The sequence below is a fragment of the Pseudomonas paraeruginosa genome, assembly GCF_003025345.2.
GTDB lineage: Bacteria > Pseudomonadota > Gammaproteobacteria > Pseudomonadales > Pseudomonadaceae > Pseudomonas > Pseudomonas paraeruginosa.
The window spans coordinates 1,981,374-1,997,896 of the sequence record NZ_CP020560.1 but is presented as its reverse complement, the minus strand read 5'-3'; the positions used below and the strand labels follow the sequence as shown (position 1 = coordinate 1,997,896).

Below are 16,523 nucleotides of genomic sequence, written 5' to 3'. Positions count from 1 at the left end.
ACGGCCCCTCGCTCACCGCCTCCGGCGCGCCAGCAGACCGCCGAGCAGCCCGGTGACACAGCCGGCCAGCAACCCGCCGACATGCGCGCCGTTGGCGATGGAGCCGAAGCCGAGCAGGTCGATCACCCCGGACAGGCACACCAGCAGCCAGACCAGCATCATCGCCACGACGCCCCGGGGCAGGCGATAGGCCTGGCCCGGCGCCAGGTACTGGAAGATCCAGCAGTGTCCGAGCAGGCCGTAGAGCACTCCGGACAAGCCGCCGAACAGGCTGGCGCCACTCACCGCGTACTGCACCACGTTGGACACCAGGCCGAACAGCAGGGTCAGCCCGAGCAGCATCAGGCGTCCCTGGCGGAATTCGATGCGCCGGCCCAGTTCCCAGAACCACATGGCGTTCATCGCCAGGTGCAGCCAGCCGAAGTGGATCAGCATCGGCGTGAACAGCCGCCACCACTGACCCGCCGCCAGGCTCTCGGCCAGCGGCGTGAACAGCGCGTACTGGCCCTGGATACGGAAGTCCTGGAAGGTCAGCCAGCGCATCGTCGCGAAGTTGTCGCCAAGGTAGGTGACGGCGGCGACGACGAAGGTCAGCAGCAGCACCGCGGCGGTCATCGGGCTCATTCGCAGTTGCCGGACGAACCCCTGCCCCGCCGGTCGCGGCGCGGCCTCCAGGGTTGCCTGCGGATCGCCTTCGGGATAACGCCGGTACAACTCGCGGACCTGCTCGGCGAGCCGCTCGTCGGGCACCCAGAGGACCTGCTGGCCGGATTCCTCGCTGACCCGATGCGGCACGTTCAGGCGCCGCAGCAGGCCGACGAAGCCGGCCAGGTCGACCGACAGGGGGAACTTCAGGACCTGGACCGCGCTCATTCGTCAGCCTCCGGCCGCTTCACTTCGACCCAGACGAACTTGTTGCGGTCCAGGCGGGTTTCCTCATCCAGGCGGTAGGCCGCGAGCTTGCCGTACATCACCGCGCTGTAGTCCAGGCAGGCCAGGTTCGGCCGGATCGGCGCCGGCGTGCCGCGCCGCCAGTAGTGGCCGACGAACAGCAGCGGCTCGGCGGCGCCATAGGTCAGCAGGCTGGACTTCTGCTCCTCGCTCAGCGGCTCGCGGGCGATCGCTTCGGGCAACGCGTCGGGCTGGAAGACGATGTCGCCATAGGTGCGCGGCGCCTCGTCCTCGACCCAGAACTTGGTGCGGAAGAAGGAACGGGTGTAGCCGTCGCTGCTGGTCAGGGTGGCGCCGTGCGGCAGGCGCATGTCGGTGCCGCGCAGCAGGCGGTTGCAGGCCAGGTCGGCGAAGCTTCCGGGCTCCGCCGATTCCTGCAGGAAGGCTTCGCTGATGCGGCCGTCGGGGAACTGCCGGCGCAGGGTTTCTACCAGCCCGCCGTCCCAGCAGGCATGGACCATGCGGAAGCGCCCGGCATCGAGGAACAGCGGCAGTTGCTGGAACCAGCCGAGGAAGTCGCGCCAGTCGGCGTCGTGGCCTTCGAACTGCTCGAGGGTTTCCTTGATCAGCCGGGCGTGCCGCGGCGTGTGCTCGCGGACGTACTGGCGACCGCTACCGGGCGCCGCCGGGGTGCTCCAGCCGAGCGCGTTGAATTCGTGGTTGCCCATGATGCACAGCGCCTCGCCGGCGTCGACCATCGCGTGCACCCGGTGCAGGGCTTCGCGGATGCGCGGGCCGCGGTCGACGATATCGCCGAGGAACAGCGCCTGCCGCCGCGGATGGCGCCAGACGCCGCCCTGCAGGCGGTAGCCGAGCAGGTCGAGAAGGCGGTCCAGGGTATGCGCGCAGCCGTGGACATCGCCGATCAGGTCATAGCCACGTCCGGGGTCGAGTTCCATCAGTCGCCTCCGCCCAGGCGGCTGCCCCAGCCGAGCTTGGTCCGGCAGATCTCGTAGTAGTTGTGGTCGATGGGGTGGATCAGGCGCAGCTTCTGCGGCTTCTTGCTGATCGTCACGGTGTCGCCGGGAGCGCAGGTGAAGTGGTTCTGCCCGTCGCAGGAGACCTGCGGGTAGATCTGCATGTTCGGCGACACGACGATCTTCAGCTCGCTGTTGCCGTCCACCACGATCGGCCGGCTGGAAAGCATGTGCGGGTACATCGGCACGATGACGATGGCGTCCAGCTTCGGATGCATGATCGGCCCGCCGGCGGACAGCGCGTAGGCGGTGGAGCCGGTGGGGGTGGCGACGATCAGGCCGTCGGCCTTCTGGCTGCAGACGAACTGGCCGTCGATGTACAGCTCGAACTCGATCATCCGGGTCGACTTGCCCGGGTGCAGGACCACGTCGTTGAGCGCGTCGCCCTGCCCCATCGAGTCGATGCCGCGACGCACCTGGGCGTCGAGAAGGAAGCGGCTCTCGACGATGTACTGGCCGTCGAGCACCTCACCGACCTTGGCCTCCAGCTCGTCGGGGCGGATGTCGGTGAGGAAGCCCAGGCTGCCGCGGTTGATCCCCAGCACCGGGACCTTGTGCCGGGCCAGCGCGCGGGCCGCGCCGAGCATGCTGCCGTCGCCGCCGACCACCACCACCAGGTCGCAGATCTCGCCCATGATCTTCCGCGAGCAGGTCTGCAGGCCGTGCCCGGGCAGAACCTCGGCGATGGTGTCCTCGAGGATCACGTGCAGGTGACGGTCGATCAGGAATTTCTTCAGCCGGCGGATGGTATCCAGCACCTGGGTGCTGCCGAGGCGGCCGATGATGCCGATATTGCGAAAGGGTTCCATGGGGTTCCTGCGAAAAGCTGCGGGCGGGATAGCGCGGATTATGGGCGAAAGCCGCGGACAGCGGCAAACCGCGCCCGCGCCGGGATGTCGCCACGGGCGACGCAACCCGGCTACCCTCAGGGTATGACGCTGCTGACCGAACTGCTCGACGAATTGCGCCAACCGGCCGTCCGCGACCTGGCCTGGACCCTGCTCGCCCCACCGCTGCTGCGCGAGACCCCGGCGCCGCAGCGACACCCGCTGAGCGCCAGCCGCTGGCACCAGGAGCCGGAGCGCCTGGCCGCCTGGCTGCGCGAACAGGAGCGACAGCCGCAGCACCTCGCTGCCTGGCTCGCACAGTGGCCACGACAGCGCCTGGGCCTGTATTACGAGCATCTCTGGCAGTTCGCCCTGGAACAGGCCCCGGACGTGCGCCTGATCGCCGCCAACCTGCCGGTGCGCGACGGCGGGCATACCCTTGGCGAGCTCGACCTGCTGCTGCGGGACGACGACGGCATCCATCATCTGGAACTGGCGATCAAGCTCTATCTCGGCCCCCAGGCCGGCCCCGGCGACTGGCTCGGGCCCGGCGGCCAGGATCGCCTGTCACGCAAGCTGGAACACCTCTGCCGACACCAGTTGCCACTGGCGGCGACGCGCGAGGGTCGCCAGGTTCTGGCCGACCATGGCGCCGAATCGGCCGCTTCCGCATTGTGGCTGAGCGGCTACCTGTTCCACCCCTGGCCCGGCCCGGGCAGCCTGCCCGCCGAGATCGAGCCACGGCATCTGCGGGGCCGCTGGCTACGCCAGCGCGACTGGCGGGCGTACCTGGCCAGCCTGGGCGAGCCAGCCGCCGCGCAACGCTGGCTGCACCTGCCACGCGCGCACTGGCTGGCGCCGGCCCTGCGGCCGCAGGATCCGCTCGATCCGCCACGCGCCGGCAGCGACTGGGACACAGCGTTCGCCGACGAGCCGCGCCCGCAGATGCTGGTGCGGGTGGTACCGCGTGACGGTCACTGGGTGGAAGCCGAACGGTTGTTCCTGGCCAACGACGACTGGCCGCCGGGCCTCAGCCTGTGGGGCGCCGCGCGGCAGGCCGCGGACGCCTGATCAGAGCAGTGCCAGCAGACGCTCCTGCAGCGCCCGGCGCCCCTGCAGGCCTCCGGTGTGTAGCGCCACCAGGCGGCTGCCACGAGCCACCTCGCCGCGCTCCACTGCCTCGCGCAGGGCGAGCAGCAGCTTGCCGGTGTACAGCGGTTCCAGGGCGACGCCACTGGCCGTCTCGAAGCCGACGATGAACCGCGCCAGCGCGCCATCGAGGCGGGCGAAGCCGCCGCGGCTGGCGTCCAGCAGGCGATAGCCGGCATCGGCGACGCCCGCTGCGGCGAGAGTCGTCGCCACCTGCGCGGCGACGCCGTGGTCCTCCGGCACCGCCAGGGCGCCCACCACCGGATGCCGCCCGGCCTCGCCAAGCACCAGGCCGGCCAGTGTCGTACCGGTGCCGGCGGCCACCCAGACGGCGTCGTAATCGTCCCAGCCGAGCGTCGGCAACTGGGTCGCTATGCGCTCCACCAGCCCGCTGCAACCACGCGCGCCCAGCAGCCCGCCACCGCCCTCGGCGACCGGCAGCAACCCGGGATAACGCTCCCGCCAGGGCGCCCAGAAACCGCCGGCGTGCCGCTGGCGATAGCCGCCGTAGCCGAGCCAGTGCAGTTCCATGCCGAGACTGCGCAGGTCGCGTACCGTCGGCGTATCGACTTCGTTTCCGCGTACCAGGCCGACGCAGCGGAAGCCGAAACGCGCAGCGGCGCCGGCCAGCGCATGCAGGTGGTTGGAATGGGCGCCGCCGAGGCTGATCAGGCCGTCCAACCCGCGCTCGCGGGCCTGCGCCAGGTACGGGGCGAGTTTGAAACCCTTGTTACCGGAAATCAGCGGATCGACCTGGTCCAGGCGCAGCAGCGCCAGTTCGACCCCGGCGCGGGCCAGCCAGTCGGTTTCGATGCGTTGCAGGGTGGCGTGCGGGGACCAGTCGGGAAACGGCAAGGGCTCAGCTCACGGTGCGCAGGCGCCCCGTGGTCTTGTGCCGGGCGCAGCAGTTGGTGTCGCCGGCGACGAAGCGCGCCGGGTTGTCGACCCGGTCGAGCGGCAGGTTGCAGCGCTCGCCGCCGGGCAGCAGGGCCTCGCAGCGTGGCTGCTGGAAATGATCCAGCCACTGGCGGTACTGGCTTTCGGAGACGAAGCACTTGGCCGCCGCGTAGGCCAGCGGATTGTCCTGGTAACGCGGGATATCCTGCAAGGGAATGGTCAGGTGCCCGGCGCCGGGGTGGTAGGCGACGAACACCACGCCCTGGCTGGACAGGCGCTCCAGCAGTTGCTCCGGCCCCTGGGCGGCGAGACGGTCGCGTTCGGCGCGCAGTTCGGCCAGCTCCTGCTCCAGTTGCTGGTCCAGTTCGTTGCGGTAGGCCAGTTCCACGTCGCGGATCGAGATCTGCTCCTTGTAGCCTGCAACCGCCGCCGCCACCCGCGTTTCCAGCTCGTCGGCGAATTCCGAGCGCAGCAGATCGGTCTCGCTGCGCCCCTGGGTCTCGATGAAACGCAGTTGCCGGGTCAGTTCCTCGCGGTTGCGCTGGAACTGTTCGCCCTGCTCCACCAGACGCTGCTGCAGCGCGGTGTTTTCCCGCGCCTGGCGCTCCAGGGCCTGCTGCAGGCTGAGCACCTCGCTGCGCAGGATGTCCAGTTGCCCGCGGGCCTCCTGCTCGCGCCTGGACAGTTCCTGCTCGTGCTGGCGAGCCAGCCCGGCAAGGCGCTGCTCCTGCTGCTGGGCCAGGGCGGCAAGCTGCTGGCGCTGCTGCCTGACCAGTTGCGCCAGGCGGGCCAGTTGTTCGTCGTCCGGCTTGCGCGTCTCCGCCGGCGGGGCTTTCGACGCGGCGGCGTCGGCGGCATACCACTGCTCTTCGGCAGCCATCTGCAACCGCTGCGGCTCCACCGCGGCCGGCTCGTCGTCCACCAGCAGGCCGAGCTGGTTGCGCCTGAGCGCGTCGCGGATGAGGACGAAATGGTTGCGTCCGGCGCTGCTCTCCGGATCCCACAGGTGCATCTGGTGCCAGGACACCGGACACTGGCTGCGGCAGGCCAGGCGGATCGGCCCGCCGCCCATGTCGGGACCGCGTCCGGCGCGTTCGGCGAGGTTGCGCAGGGGCAGGTTCCAGCCGGTGTCGGCGGCGCCCTGCTCGTCGAAGTCGAGATAGAAGAACACCGCCGCCCGCGCCTGCAGGCGCGGGTTGATCAATACGTAGGCCAGGTGCATCTGCTGGTCGGCATACTCCGGCATGCGCACCAGGCCATCGAGCAACGCCTCGAACTCGGGGTACAGCATCTCCTTGCAGACGCCGCTGTCGTTGAAGAACAGCACGGCTTCCGCCATCTGTGGCTTTTTCTGCATGCTCATCGCTCACCCTCGGACGCCTGGCGAGGCGGCCCGCATCCGGCAGTACCATCTGGCATGTCACCTGAAAAACAGGTGCTATCTCGTTGTTCGGGCAAGTCTAGGGGAAAAAATGTCGCGGGCAATGTGACTGGGTTGGCAGACACCCGGGCGCTACCGGACAGCCCGCCGAGCGGTAGGGGAATTTGTGATGCGTTTGGTTTTTGGGCGGACGGAGATCACCGTGGCAGAGCGCCACCGTTCACCGAATGGGCACGAAGCCCCTGCCCACGTCGTCGAGCGCGGGCAGGGCGAGGCTCGGAACCTCTTCACATCCAGCGAACGCCAGGAAAACCGGGCGAATACGGCAGGGAAGCGCAGCTCACAGGCGGCAAACGAGCATTCCGGAGCCGTTTTCGACACGGTTTTTCCGACGCGCGACAGACGGCTGAACGGATGCTCAGAGTTCGGCGGCCAGGCGCGAACCCTGGTTGATGGCGCGCTTGGCATCCAGTTCGGCGGCGACGTCGGCGCCACCGATCAGGTGCACGCTCTGTCCGGCCGCCAGCAGGCCCTCCTGCAGCTCGCGCAGCGGATCCTGGCCGGCGCAGACGATCACGGTATCCACCGGCAGCACCTGCGGCTCGCCGTCGGCGATGCGGATGTGCAGGCCGGCGTCATCGATCCCCAGGTACTCCACCGCGTTGAGCATCTGCACCTGCCTGTTCTTCAGGCCGGCGCGATGGATCCAGCCGGTGGTCTTGCCGAGGCCGTCGCCGACCTTGCTCTTCTTGCGCTGCAGGAGGAATACCTGGCGCGCCGCCGGATGCACCTCGGCCTTGACCCCGGCAATGCCGCCACGGGCCTCCAGGCGGGCATCGATGCCCCACTCCTTCCAGAACGCCTCGCGGTCCAGGCTGGTGGAAGGGCCGGCGTGGGTGACGAACTCGGAGACATCGAAGCCGATGCCGCCGGCGCCGATCACCGCTACCCGGTTGCCCACCGGCTTGCGTTCGAGGATCGCGTCCAGGTAGCCGATCACCTTCGGATGCTCGATGCCGGGGATCGCCGGGGTGCGCGGGACGATGCCGGTGGCGAGGATGATCTCGTCGTAACCACCGGCCACCAGTTCGTCGACCCCGACCCGGGTATTCAGGCGCAGCTCGACCCCGGTGCTCTGCAGCTTGTTGCGGAAATAGCGCAGGGTCTCGTGGAACTCTTCCTTGCCGGGCACCCGCTTGGCCACGTTGAACTGCCCGCCGATCTCGCCGGCGGCGTCGAACAGGCTGACCCGGTGCCCGCGCTCGGCGGCCACGCTGGCGGCGGCCAGGCCGGCCGGACCGGCACCGACCACGGCGATCTTCTTCGCCCGGGCGGTGGGGATGTAGTTCAGCTCGGTCTCGTGGCAGGCGCGCGGGTTGACCAGGCAACTGGTCAGCTTGCCGCCGAAGGTGTGGTCGAGACAGGCCTGGTTGCAGCCGATGCAGGTGTTGATCAGCTCGGCCTGGCCTGCCGCGGCCTTGTTGACGAAATCCGGATCGGCGAGGAACGGCCGGGCCATGGAGACCATGTCGGCGTCGCCCTCGGCCAGCACCCGCTCCGCCACCTCGGGGGTATTGATGCGGTTGGTGGTGATCAGCGGGATGCCGATCTCGCCGCGCAGCTTGGCGGTGACCTTGGTGAAAGCCGCGCGCGGCACCTTGGTGGCGATGGTCGGGATGCGCGCCTCGTGCCAGCCGATGCCGGTGTTGATCAGGGTCGCGCCGGCCTTCTCGATGGCCTTGGCCAGCAGCACGATCTCGTCCCAGCTGCTGCCGCCCTCGACCAGGTCGAGCATCGACAGGCGATAGATGATGATGAAGTTCGGCCCCACCGCCTCGCGCACCCGGCGGACGATCTCCACCGGCAGGCGCATGCGGTTCTCGTAGCTGCCGCCCCAGCGATCGGTGCGCTGGTTGGTGTGCTGCACGAGGAACTGGTTGATGAAATAGCCTTCCGACCCCATGATCTCGACGCCGTCGTAGCCGGCGACCTGGGCCAGGCTGGCGCAGTTGACGAAATCGGCGATCTGTTTCTCGATGCCCTCCTCGTCCAGTTCCTTCGGCTTGAACGGGTTGATCGGCGCCTGGATCGCGCTCGGCGCCACCTGCTTCGGGCTGTAGGCATAGCGACCGGCATGCAGGATCTGCATGCAGATCTTGCCGCCCGCCTCGTGTACCGCCTGGGTCACGATCCGGTGCTTCTCCGCCTCTTCCGGCGTGCTCAGCTTGGCCGCGCCGGAATACACGCCGCCCTCCTCGTTCGGGCCGATGCCGCCGGTGACCATCAGGCCGACGCCGCCGCGGGCACGTTCGGCGAAGTACGCCGCCATGCGCTCGAAGCCCTGCGGTTTCTCTTCCAGGCCGGTGTGCATGGAACCCATCAGGGTGCGGTTGCGCAGGGTGGTGAAGCCGAGGTCCAGGGGGGCGAGCAGGTGCGGATAGGGAACGGCGGCGGTCATCGGGGGTCTCCACATCGGGCGAAACGCGTTCACGGATATGCCGCGGCCTCGGGTGCGATGCGCGATACGGGCGGCGGTCGGTATGGCGACGACTCTAAGGAGCGCCAGGGACGCGCTCAATGATCCTAAGTGACAAGTTACTGATCGGAATGCACAGGGACGCTTGGCAAGCCGACGCCACTCCCCTACCCTGTGGGCTGCCTTGGAGACCCGCATGCGCAAGCTGATCTTCCTGATCCTGATCACCCTCTTCGCCGCCTACGCCGGCTGGGCCGAACACCGCCCGGTGGGCCACTACCTGTCCGACCTGCGCAGCCAGGTCAGCGTGGTCCAGGGCCAGCCCGGCGAGCGCGGCAACCTGCTGGCGGTGCAACCGGAGCTGCTCACCCCGGACTATCAGAGCGCCGAGCGATTGCAGCTGAAGTTCCACGCCTACCTGGAAAACGCCCGCCGCCAGGGCCTGCTCAACGCGCGCACGGTGGTGGTGTTTCCCGAGCACGTCGGCACCTGGCTGGTGGCCAGCGGCGAGAAACCCGAGGTCTATGCCGCCGCCGACTGGCGCACGGCGATGGACTGGATGGCCGCCAGCAACCCGTTGAAGGTGGCGCGCGGCTGGATCACCGCGCGCGGCGACGAACGTCTCACCGACACCCTGTTCCGGATGAAGGCGGTGGACATGGCCCATGACTACCAGACCCTGTTCGGCGGACTCGCCCACGAGTTCAAGGTGACCGTGGTGGCCGGCTCCATCGTGCTGCCCGACCCCGAGGTCGAGGATGGCGAGCTGCGCACCGGCACCGGCCAGCTGTACAATGTCAGCCTGACCTTCGGCCCCGACGGCCTCCCCCTCGGCCAGCCGCAACGCAAGGTGTTCCCGACCCGCCACGAGCTGAGCTTCCTCAACAATGGCCGCGGCGAACGCCTGCAGGTGCTGGATACCCCGGCCGGTCGCCTGGGCGTCCTGATCGGCACCGACAGCTGGTACCCGGATACCTACGCCACCCTGGTCGAACGCCAGGTCGAACTGCTGGCGATTCCCGCCGCCCTGAACCAGAGCGGCCGCTGGCAGCAACCCTGGCCCGGCTTCGACGCCGAACTGGTGCCCGGCGACGTGCGCCTGGCGCCGAACAGCCTGAGCAACGCCGAAGCCTGGCAACGCCTGGCGGTCGGCGAACGCCTGCTCGCCAGCGGCGCCCGTGGCGCCGCCGTGGCCTTCGCCCACAGTCGCCTGTGGAACGCCGTCGAGGACGGCCAGAGCCTGCTCGGCTCGCCCCAGGGCATGCGCCAGGCCAACCCCGGAGGAGGCGCGCAACTGGTCAATCTCTGGCTATGAGCACGCCGCGGGTGCGCCTCGGCGACCTCTCGGTCGGCTTCGTCCAGGCCCTGGCCGATGCCCTGCTCGCCGCCGGCGTCGATCCCGCAGCGCTGCTCGAGCAGTACGGCCTCGACCAGCGGCGCCTGGCCGAACCCGGCGCGCGCCTGTCGATTCCCCGCTACATGCGCCTGGGCCACGCCGCCATCCAGCTCAGCGGCGACCCCGCCCTGGGGCTGCAGATGGGCCGCCTGAGCCGTCTCGGACAGATGGGCCTGGCCGGGGTCAGCGTGGCCCAGGCGCCGAACCTGCGCGCCGCGGCGCGGGCGATGATCCACCTGGAACCGCTCTACGCGCAGAACTACCGCGGTCAGTCGAGCCTGGTGGAAGACGCCGGCGGCGCCTGGTTGCGCTTCTATTCGATCAGCCCCTACAACGCCTACAACCGCTTCGTCGTCGATTCGGTACTGGCCGGCTGGATCAGCCATCTCGGCGCCCTGGCCGGGCAGCCGCTGAAACCCGAACGGGTGGAAATCGAGTATCCGGCGCCGGCCTGGGCCGACCGCTACGAGGCGTTCTTCGGCTGCCCGGTGGCGTTCGGCGCGCCGACCAACCAGTTGCACCTGAGCCAGGCCAGCCTGGCCCTGGGCAATGCAGAGCACTGCCCGAGCACCTGGAACCAGATGCTGGAGATCTGCAATCGCGAACTGGAACAACTGACCCGCACCCGCAGTTGGCGCGAGCGCGTCAGTCGCCTGCTGGGGCCACTGCTCAACGGCCGCGAGCCGGACCTGGAGGAAGTCGCCACGCGCCTCAAGCTGCCGACCTGGACCCTGCGGCGCAAGCTGGCCGAGGAAGGCACGCAGTACCGCAGCATCCTCAACGAGACCCGCCGCGACCTGGCGATGGTCTACATCCGCGAGACCGACCTGGCCTTCGGCGAGATCGCCTACCTGCTCGGCTTCGCCTCGGCGGAAGCCTTCCAGCGCGCCTTCAAGCGCTGGAGCGGGCAGACTCCCGGCGAGTTCCGCCGCGCCCAGCGGCAGAACGCCTGATCACATCTCGGTGGCGTCGTCCGCCGGCTCCGGCAGGTCGTATTCGGCGGCATGCCGTTCCAGCAGCTCTTCCTGGTAGTCGTCCATCGCGGATCACCTCGTTGGTCTGTGCCTTTCAGCTGTAGACGAGAAAGATGACAGCGGGATTACCCCGCGCGGATCGGCGGCGCAAAGCGACCCGGCAGGCGAGGATGGCAGGCATTCGGGACGACAGAAACGAAAGAAGCGGCCAATGGCCGCTTCTTTCGTGGCTCACCCCGCCTTGGCGTGGTGAAGATGTATGGCGCAGCGGACGGGACTCGAACCCGCGACCCCCGGCGTGACAGGCCGGTATTCTAACCGACTGAACTACCGCTGCGCGTCGGCTGGGCAAGATGCCCGGTAAAGCGTCTTCCTCTCGTTGCAGCCAGGCTGCCCGCCTTCTACCGGAAGACGGCGAGTTCGGGGCGATGAACTCGGGAGGGGAAGTGAATGGCGCAGCGGACGGGACTCGAACCCGCGACCCCCGGCGTGACAGGCCGGTATTCTAACCGACTGAACTACCGCTGCGCGTAACCTGCGAGATTGGTGGGTGATGACGGGATCGAACCGCCGACCCTCTGCTTGTAAGGCAGATGCTCTCCCAGCTGAGCTAATCACCCTTCACTCTCGAAGTGGGGCGCATTCTACCGACGGGAAAACCTAAGTCAATGCCCTGATTGAATTTTTTTTGAAATTTCAGCGAACGCCCATGCCACGCCCGCCGCCCGGGCCTTGCCGTTCCGGCGACGGGTCGCTCATTCGACCCGCAGGCTCAGGCGCGCCGAGACCCGCCCATCGACCTGGCGGTCCAGCCCGGCTTCCGCCACCTGCACGCCCTGTCCGTTCAACTGCTCCAGCCAGGGCAACAGCTTGGCGAAGGGCGCCGGCTGCAGGGCCACCTGAACGGCGCCCTCGCCTTCGTTATCGAGCCGCTCGACGCTCAGCCCGGCCTGCGCCGCCGAGGCGGTGACCATGCCCTGCAGCGCCGCCGGGTCGACCTGCGCCTGCGGCGCGGCGGCATCGGCCTGGCGCACGTTGGGCGCCTGCTGCTGGATGTAGGCGTGCAGCGCGCGCTGCTCGGTGAAGTACTGGCGCGCCGACTGCAGGTGGCGCTCCGCCGGACGCCAGAGCGCCAGGTAGAGAATCACCAGCAGGAAGAATGCGCCGAGCCAGGCCAGCGCCAGGCGGTCGCGCGCCGGCAGCGCGCGCCAGCGGATCGCCAGTTGCGAGGTTTCGGCCTGGGCCTTGAGGCGTTCGTGGAATTGCGTCATGACCTTCATCTCAACCTCCTATCACCAGGCGCGCGCTGACCGTCGAGCCATCGCGGCTGGCCGAACCCAGTTGCACCGCCAGCCCCGACTCGCTGAGCCGCGAGCGCAGCCGTTCCAGCACGTCGAAGCCGGGCGCGCGCACCTGCAGCGCCACGTCGCCGCGCGCGGCGCTGAAGTCCAGTTGCTCGACGCTGACCGTCGATTCATCGCCGATCACTGTCGCGGCCTGGCCGAGAAGGCCGAGCAACTGGCCCTCGCCGCCGCTGCTGGCACTGTCGGCCAGGTGCTGGTCGAACTGCGCGCGCAGGTTGATCAGTTTGCGGTCCTCCGGGAACAGCTGGCGGTAGAGCTCCGCGCTCTGCGCCGCGTAGCGGTCGCCCTCGCGCTGCAATTGCCAGGCCTGGACCAGGGTGAAGCCCCACTGCAGCACCAGCCACAGCCCGATCAGTCCCAGCGCCGGACGCCAGCGGCGCCACTGGCTGCTCTGCTGGCGCGCGGTGAACTCGGCCTGGGCCAGGTCGGTGCCCGGAGGCTGCTCGCTCAGCCAGACATGCGGATTGCCCGCCAGCGCCTGGACTTCCAGCCCCTCCGGCGCCGCCACGGCTTCCGCGGCGAAGGCCCGCTGCGGCGGCGGACAACTGTCGCGCAACACCGCCCAATCCTCGTTGCCGCAGGACAGCCGCACGGCTCCGCTGCCACCGAGCAGCCAGCGCTCCTCCAGCCAGAACAGGCAGGTACCCTCGCCCGGCAGGCAGTCGGCATCCACATGCAGCGCAGCCGGCGCCTTGCCCGCGCCCTCGGCCAGCGCCAGCCAGGCGGCGAGCCAGGCGCGCTGCACGGCGAACACCCGGTGGCGACCGTCGGCCAGCGCCGGGCCGAGGGCCAGGTGCATCTGCTCGACATCGTCGGCCAGTTGCTCCTCCACCGCGAACGGCAGCGACTGGCGCAGCCAGCGCGCCTTCTGCGTCGGCAGGTTCACCGCGCAGGCGGACACCGCCTCCACCGGCAGGTACAGCCGCCAGGGCACGCGGATCTCCGCCAGCGCCTGTGCGAACGGCGCGCGCCGGCACTCGCCGTCCTGCACCCACCATACCGGCAGTTCCCCATCGGCCCCCGCCGTACTGGCGGGTGGCAGGAACAGCGCACTCACTCCACTCATCGCTCGTCCTTCTTCCAATCGTCGCCGCCCGTCGACGGAATGGGCGTTCCGCCCTGTCCCATGTCGCGGGCCATCACTCGTATCTTGCCGTTCTTGCCACGCTGCAGGGTACTCACCAGCACCTGCCGGCGGTCGCCCAGGGCGACCTCGCTGATCACCTGGAAGTAGCGGGTGCCGACGGCGAAGTTGACGTTATCCGTTTTCGATCCCAGTTGGTTCAGATGCTTGGTGAACTCGGTCTTTTCCCGGAAACCTTCCCGCCCGCGAGCCGCCACGATGTTCTCGGCCTGGCCCGGGTCGATGCCGAACAACGCGGCGATGACCGGCACGCTGGCGGTGTTCACGTTCAGCGGCGCGTCTTCGGGCAGCGCGCTGACGAACGGCAGCAGGCGGCGGTAGTCGGCCTCCGACAGTTTCAGCAGACGCAGCTCGGACACGTCCTTGAGGCTGCGGTTGGCGGCGCGGTAGGCCGGCGCCTCCAGCAGGTACTGGTTGTCCTCGGCGCCCTGCTCGCCCTGCGGGTTCTGGTCGGCGTCCAGCCAGTCGGCCAGCCGGTCCGGCAGGCCCTTGACGACGTCTTCCTTCATGCCCAGGGTTTCCAGCAGGCGACGGAACTGCTTCACCGAATCCGGCTTGACCTTGCGCTTGCGCACCAGCCCGTTGAGGTTGAAGCGCCCGCTGGGATCCTCGATCCGCACCCGCAGCTCGCCGCCATCGTCCAGCTTGAACGGCGCCATCGGCCGCGCCCAGGCCTCGCCCAGATGATCCACCGATTCGCGGGTGTTCTCGCCGCCCTGGCGCAGGTCGCGGCGCAGCACCGCTTCCGCCAGGCGTTCGCCACCCAGCGCGTAGTGCCAGGCCTGGCGCACGTGCAACTGGTTGGCGCTGCTGCGGATCGCCAGTTGCTGGCGGATGATCAGCCCGGCGCAGACGATGGTCACCACCGCCACCACCAGCAGCACCGTGATCAGCGCGACCCCCTTCTGCCCGCGCCTCATTCCGGCGCCCCCGGCATGCCTTCCGGCGGCCGCGGCACCCCGCCCTCGCCGTTCTCGCCATTCTCTCCGTCCGTCTGGCCCTGCGGCTGGTCCTGCTTGAGCGGCGGGTCGAGCAGGCGCCAGAGGCGCACCAGCTTGCCGTAGTGGCGGTGCTCCAGGGTCATCTCCACCGCCAGCGGCAGGCTCTCCAGGCGCTCCTCCTCGCTACCCTCGTCGGTCGGCCAGTGGCTCTGCCAGTTGTGCTCCTTGTCGAGGAAGCGCCAGCTCAGCGCGGTGACCCCGTCAAGCACCTGCTGTACCCGCGGCCTGCTGTCCTGGGCGCGGTCCAGCACCAGCCAGTAGCGGCGTTCGAGGACCTCCCCGGACAGCGACCAGCGCACCCGTTGCAGGCGCGAGCGCGCCTGGCCGAGCGGATTGCGCCAGCCACCACGGGTGAACTCGATGACCTGGTCGTCCTCGCCCTCGCTGAGGAAGGCGCCGCGGTTGTCGCCCAGCTCGTCACGTACCGGACGTTCGAGCGCCTGGGTCAGGTCGCGCTCCAGCACGCCCATCGCCCGCACCAGCTCGCGCATGCGCTGTTCCTGCACACGGGTCGCCTGGTCGGTCTGCATCACGCTGTCGAACATGCGGTAGGTGGCCAGGGCCAGCAGGGCGAAGATGGCGATGGCGATCAGCAGCTCGAGCAGGGTGAAACCCCGCTGTGAACTCATGGCTGGCTCCCGAGGAAGCCCACCAGACGCGCCGCGGCGCGCTCCTCGAGGTTGCCGCGCTCGCGGCCGAGCGGCTTCGCCGCGACCCAGACGATCACCCGCCGCATCTCCTGCTCGGACGTACTGTCGATCTGGGTACGCCACTCCCAGCGGCGTCCGGCGAACTCCAGTTCGCCCTGGTTGCGTCCGCTGGACGGTGGCGTCTGTTCCAGCTGCAACTCGTTGAGGCGGTTGTCGGCGATCCACATCGCCAGGGTCTTGTCCTCCAGTCGCGAAGCGTTCTGCAGGCTGCGCGCGCTGGCGCTGAGCACGCTGGCCGCGACCATGGCGAAGATCGCCAGGGCCACCAGCACTTCCAGCAGGGTGAATCCACGCACACGCCTCATCGCCGCGCCACCTCGACCCGCGGCAAGCGGAAACCGTCGCTGCTCAGCGACAGCGCGCGGCCTTCGGGTCCGCGCTCGGCCAGACGCAGGCGGAACGGGCTGAGTTCGCCGCTGGAGAGGATCAGCAATTGCGGCTGGTCGGTGCCTTTCTTCTGTTCCTTCTCGCCCTTGCCGCCGGCCAGCACCAGCGGCTGGCCGTCCAGCTCGAAGGTCAGCTCGGCCCATTCCGGCAGGCGATGGCTGTCGCGCGCCACCGGCAGCCAGCGCGCCTTCGCTTCGTCATAGCGCAGCACCTGGTAGGCGTCGCGCTCCAGGCGCAGGCCGTATTCGCGGTTGTCCAGCACGGCCTCGTCGGTCAGCACGCCGATCAGCCCGGCGAGCCGCTCGGCCTCGCTGTCCAGCTCCCGCGAGGTGCTGGCGAAGCCGGTGCTGAGCACCGCCAGGCCGATCAGCACGCTGATGATGACCATCACCACCATCAGCTCGATGAGGGTGAAGCCGCGCGATTCGCGCATGTCCGCTCAGTTGTCCCAGTTGCCGATGTCGGCGTCGTTGTCGCTGCCGCCTTCCTTGCCGTCGGCACCCAGCGAATACAGGTCGAACGGGCCCTTGGTGCCCGGCGCCAGGTACTGGTAGGGATTGCCCCACGGATCGACCGGCAGCTTCTTCAGGTAGCCGTCCTTGTTCCAGTTCTTCGGCTGCGGGTTGCCGGTGGGCTTCTTCACCAGCGCCTCGAGGCCCTGCTGGGTGCTCGGGTAGGCGAAGTTGTCCAGCTTGTACATGTCCAGCGCGGCGGCGATCGCCTTGATGTCGCCCTTGGCCACGGTGACCTTGGCCTGGTCCGGACGGCTCATCACCTGTGGCACCACCAGGGCGGCGAGGATGCCGAGGATCACCACCACGACCATGATTTCGATCAGGGTGAAGCCCGACTGTTGGCGACGCTGCAATGGGCGGCTCTGATTCACGCG

Annotated in this window: 16 protein-coding genes and 3 tRNA genes; 3 read left to right on the top strand and 16 right to left on the bottom strand. The window is 69.0% G+C overall.

The annotated features are described in order from the left end of the window. Positions 1-12: 12 nt before the first annotated feature. Genes B7D75_RS09635 through B7D75_RS09625 form a run of 3 tightly spaced genes read right to left on the bottom strand, consistent with a single transcriptional unit; the run spans position 13 to position 2,737 of the window. Positions 13-873 (bottom strand): rhomboid family intramembrane serine protease, encoded by an 861-nt coding sequence (locus B7D75_RS09635; RefSeq protein ID WP_043103273.1) that lies wholly within the window; start codon positions 871-873, stop codon positions 13-15. Next, positions 870-1,850 carry a metallophosphoesterase gene (locus tag B7D75_RS09630; protein WP_034078400.1) on the bottom strand — a complete coding sequence of 327 codons (981 nt, stop codon included), beginning with the start codon at positions 1,848-1,850 and terminating at the stop codon, positions 870-872. Before B7D75_RS09630 ends, B7D75_RS09635 begins: the two co-directional genes overlap by 4 nt. After that, a complete protein-coding gene (locus B7D75_RS09625; RefSeq protein ID WP_003091343.1) occupies positions 1,850-2,737 on the bottom strand; it encodes an NAD(+) kinase in 888 nt (295 codons plus the stop codon). The genes B7D75_RS09630 and B7D75_RS09625 overlap by 1 nt, the downstream gene beginning before the upstream one ends. A gap of 123 nt (positions 2,738-2,860) precedes the next feature. On the opposite strand from B7D75_RS09625, the gene B7D75_RS09620 reads away from it, so the two are divergent. Next, a complete protein-coding gene (locus B7D75_RS09620; RefSeq protein ID WP_107113946.1) occupies positions 2,861-3,826 on the top strand; it encodes a DUF1853 family protein in 966 nt (321 codons plus the stop codon). Here B7D75_RS09620 and B7D75_RS09615 read toward each other — a convergent pair whose 3' ends face one another. From B7D75_RS09615 to B7D75_RS09605, 3 genes are all read right to left on the bottom strand, one after another. Then, positions 3,827-4,726 (bottom strand): 1-aminocyclopropane-1-carboxylate deaminase/D-cysteine desulfhydrase, encoded by a 900-nt coding sequence (locus B7D75_RS09615; RefSeq protein WP_079383425.1) that lies wholly within the window; start codon positions 4,724-4,726, stop codon positions 3,827-3,829. It lies immediately after the preceding gene. Positions 4,727-4,763: 37 nt separating this feature from the next. Continuing rightward, positions 4,764-6,164, bottom strand: a complete 1,401-nt coding sequence (locus B7D75_RS09610) for a hypothetical protein (protein WP_003148798.1) — start codon at positions 6,162-6,164, stop codon at positions 4,764-4,766. A 436-nt stretch (positions 6,165-6,600) separates the two neighbouring features. After that, on the bottom strand, positions 6,601-8,640 hold the full coding sequence (locus tag B7D75_RS09605) for an NADPH-dependent 2,4-dienoyl-CoA reductase (protein ID WP_012075078.1): 2,040 nt from the start codon (positions 8,638-8,640) through the stop codon (positions 6,601-6,603). A gap of 214 nt (positions 8,641-8,854) precedes the next feature. Here B7D75_RS09605 and B7D75_RS09600 point away from each other — a divergent pair, with 214 nt between their 5' ends. Together B7D75_RS09600 and B7D75_RS09595 are read left to right on the top strand one after the other, a co-directional pair. Further along, positions 8,855-9,973 carry a carbon-nitrogen hydrolase family protein gene (locus B7D75_RS09600; protein ID WP_012075076.1) on the top strand — a complete coding sequence of 373 codons (1,119 nt, stop codon included), beginning with the start codon at positions 8,855-8,857 and terminating at the stop codon, positions 9,971-9,973. Beyond that, a complete protein-coding gene (locus tag B7D75_RS09595) occupies positions 9,970-11,007 on the top strand; it encodes an AraC family transcriptional regulator (RefSeq protein WP_034028133.1) in 1,038 nt (345 codons plus the stop codon). Before B7D75_RS09600 ends, B7D75_RS09595 begins: the two co-directional genes overlap by 4 nt. Positions 11,008-11,288: 281 nt before the next feature. On the opposite strand, the gene B7D75_RS09590 is transcribed toward B7D75_RS09595, so the two are convergent. The 10 genes from B7D75_RS09590 to xcpT form a co-directional block, all read right to left on the bottom strand. Next, positions 11,289-11,365, bottom strand: a tRNA-Asp gene (locus B7D75_RS09590). Between the two features lie 114 nt (positions 11,366-11,479). Continuing rightward, positions 11,480-11,556, bottom strand: a tRNA-Asp gene (locus B7D75_RS09585). A 16-nt stretch (positions 11,557-11,572) separates the two neighbouring features. Then, a tRNA-Val gene (locus tag B7D75_RS09580) sits at positions 11,573-11,648 on the bottom strand. A 135-nt stretch (positions 11,649-11,783) separates the two neighbouring features. After that, positions 11,784-12,308: a GspM family type II secretion system protein XcpZ gene (gene xcpZ, locus B7D75_RS09575; RefSeq protein ID WP_033977045.1), complete on the bottom strand. Its 525-nt coding sequence runs from the start codon at positions 12,306-12,308 to the stop codon at positions 11,784-11,786. A 1-nt stretch (position 12,309) separates the two neighbouring features. Continuing rightward, a complete protein-coding gene (gene xcpY, locus B7D75_RS09570) occupies positions 12,310-13,458 on the bottom strand; it encodes a GspL family type II secretion system protein XcpY (protein ID WP_107113945.1) in 1,149 nt (382 codons plus the stop codon). Then, a complete protein-coding gene (xcpX, locus tag B7D75_RS09565) occupies positions 13,455-14,456 on the bottom strand; it encodes a GspK family T2SS minor pseudopilin variant XcpX (protein ID WP_107113944.1) in 1,002 nt (333 codons plus the stop codon). Before xcpX ends, xcpY begins: the two co-directional genes overlap by 4 nt. Further along, positions 14,453-15,166 carry a GspJ family T2SS minor pseudopilin variant XcpW gene (gene xcpW, locus B7D75_RS09560; RefSeq protein WP_107113943.1) on the bottom strand — a complete coding sequence of 238 codons (714 nt, stop codon included), beginning with the start codon at positions 15,164-15,166 and terminating at the stop codon, positions 14,453-14,455. Before xcpW ends, xcpX begins: the two co-directional genes overlap by 4 nt. Continuing rightward, positions 15,163-15,552 (bottom strand): GspI family T2SS minor pseudopilin variant XcpV, encoded by a 390-nt coding sequence (gene xcpV / locus B7D75_RS09555; RefSeq protein ID WP_003154139.1) that lies wholly within the window; start codon positions 15,550-15,552, stop codon positions 15,163-15,165. The genes xcpW and xcpV overlap by 4 nt, the downstream gene beginning before the upstream one ends. Then, positions 15,549-16,067 (bottom strand): GspH family T2SS minor pseudopilin variant XcpU, encoded by a 519-nt coding sequence (gene xcpU / locus B7D75_RS09550; RefSeq protein WP_012075070.1) that lies wholly within the window; start codon positions 16,065-16,067, stop codon positions 15,549-15,551. Before xcpU ends, xcpV begins: the two co-directional genes overlap by 4 nt. A 6-nt stretch (positions 16,068-16,073) precedes the next feature. After that, complete coding sequence (gene xcpT, locus B7D75_RS09545; protein WP_003119751.1) at positions 16,074-16,520, bottom strand: GspG family T2SS major pseudopilin variant XcpT; 447 nt, start codon at positions 16,518-16,520, stop codon at positions 16,074-16,076. Between the last annotated feature and the right edge of the window lie 3 nt (positions 16,521-16,523).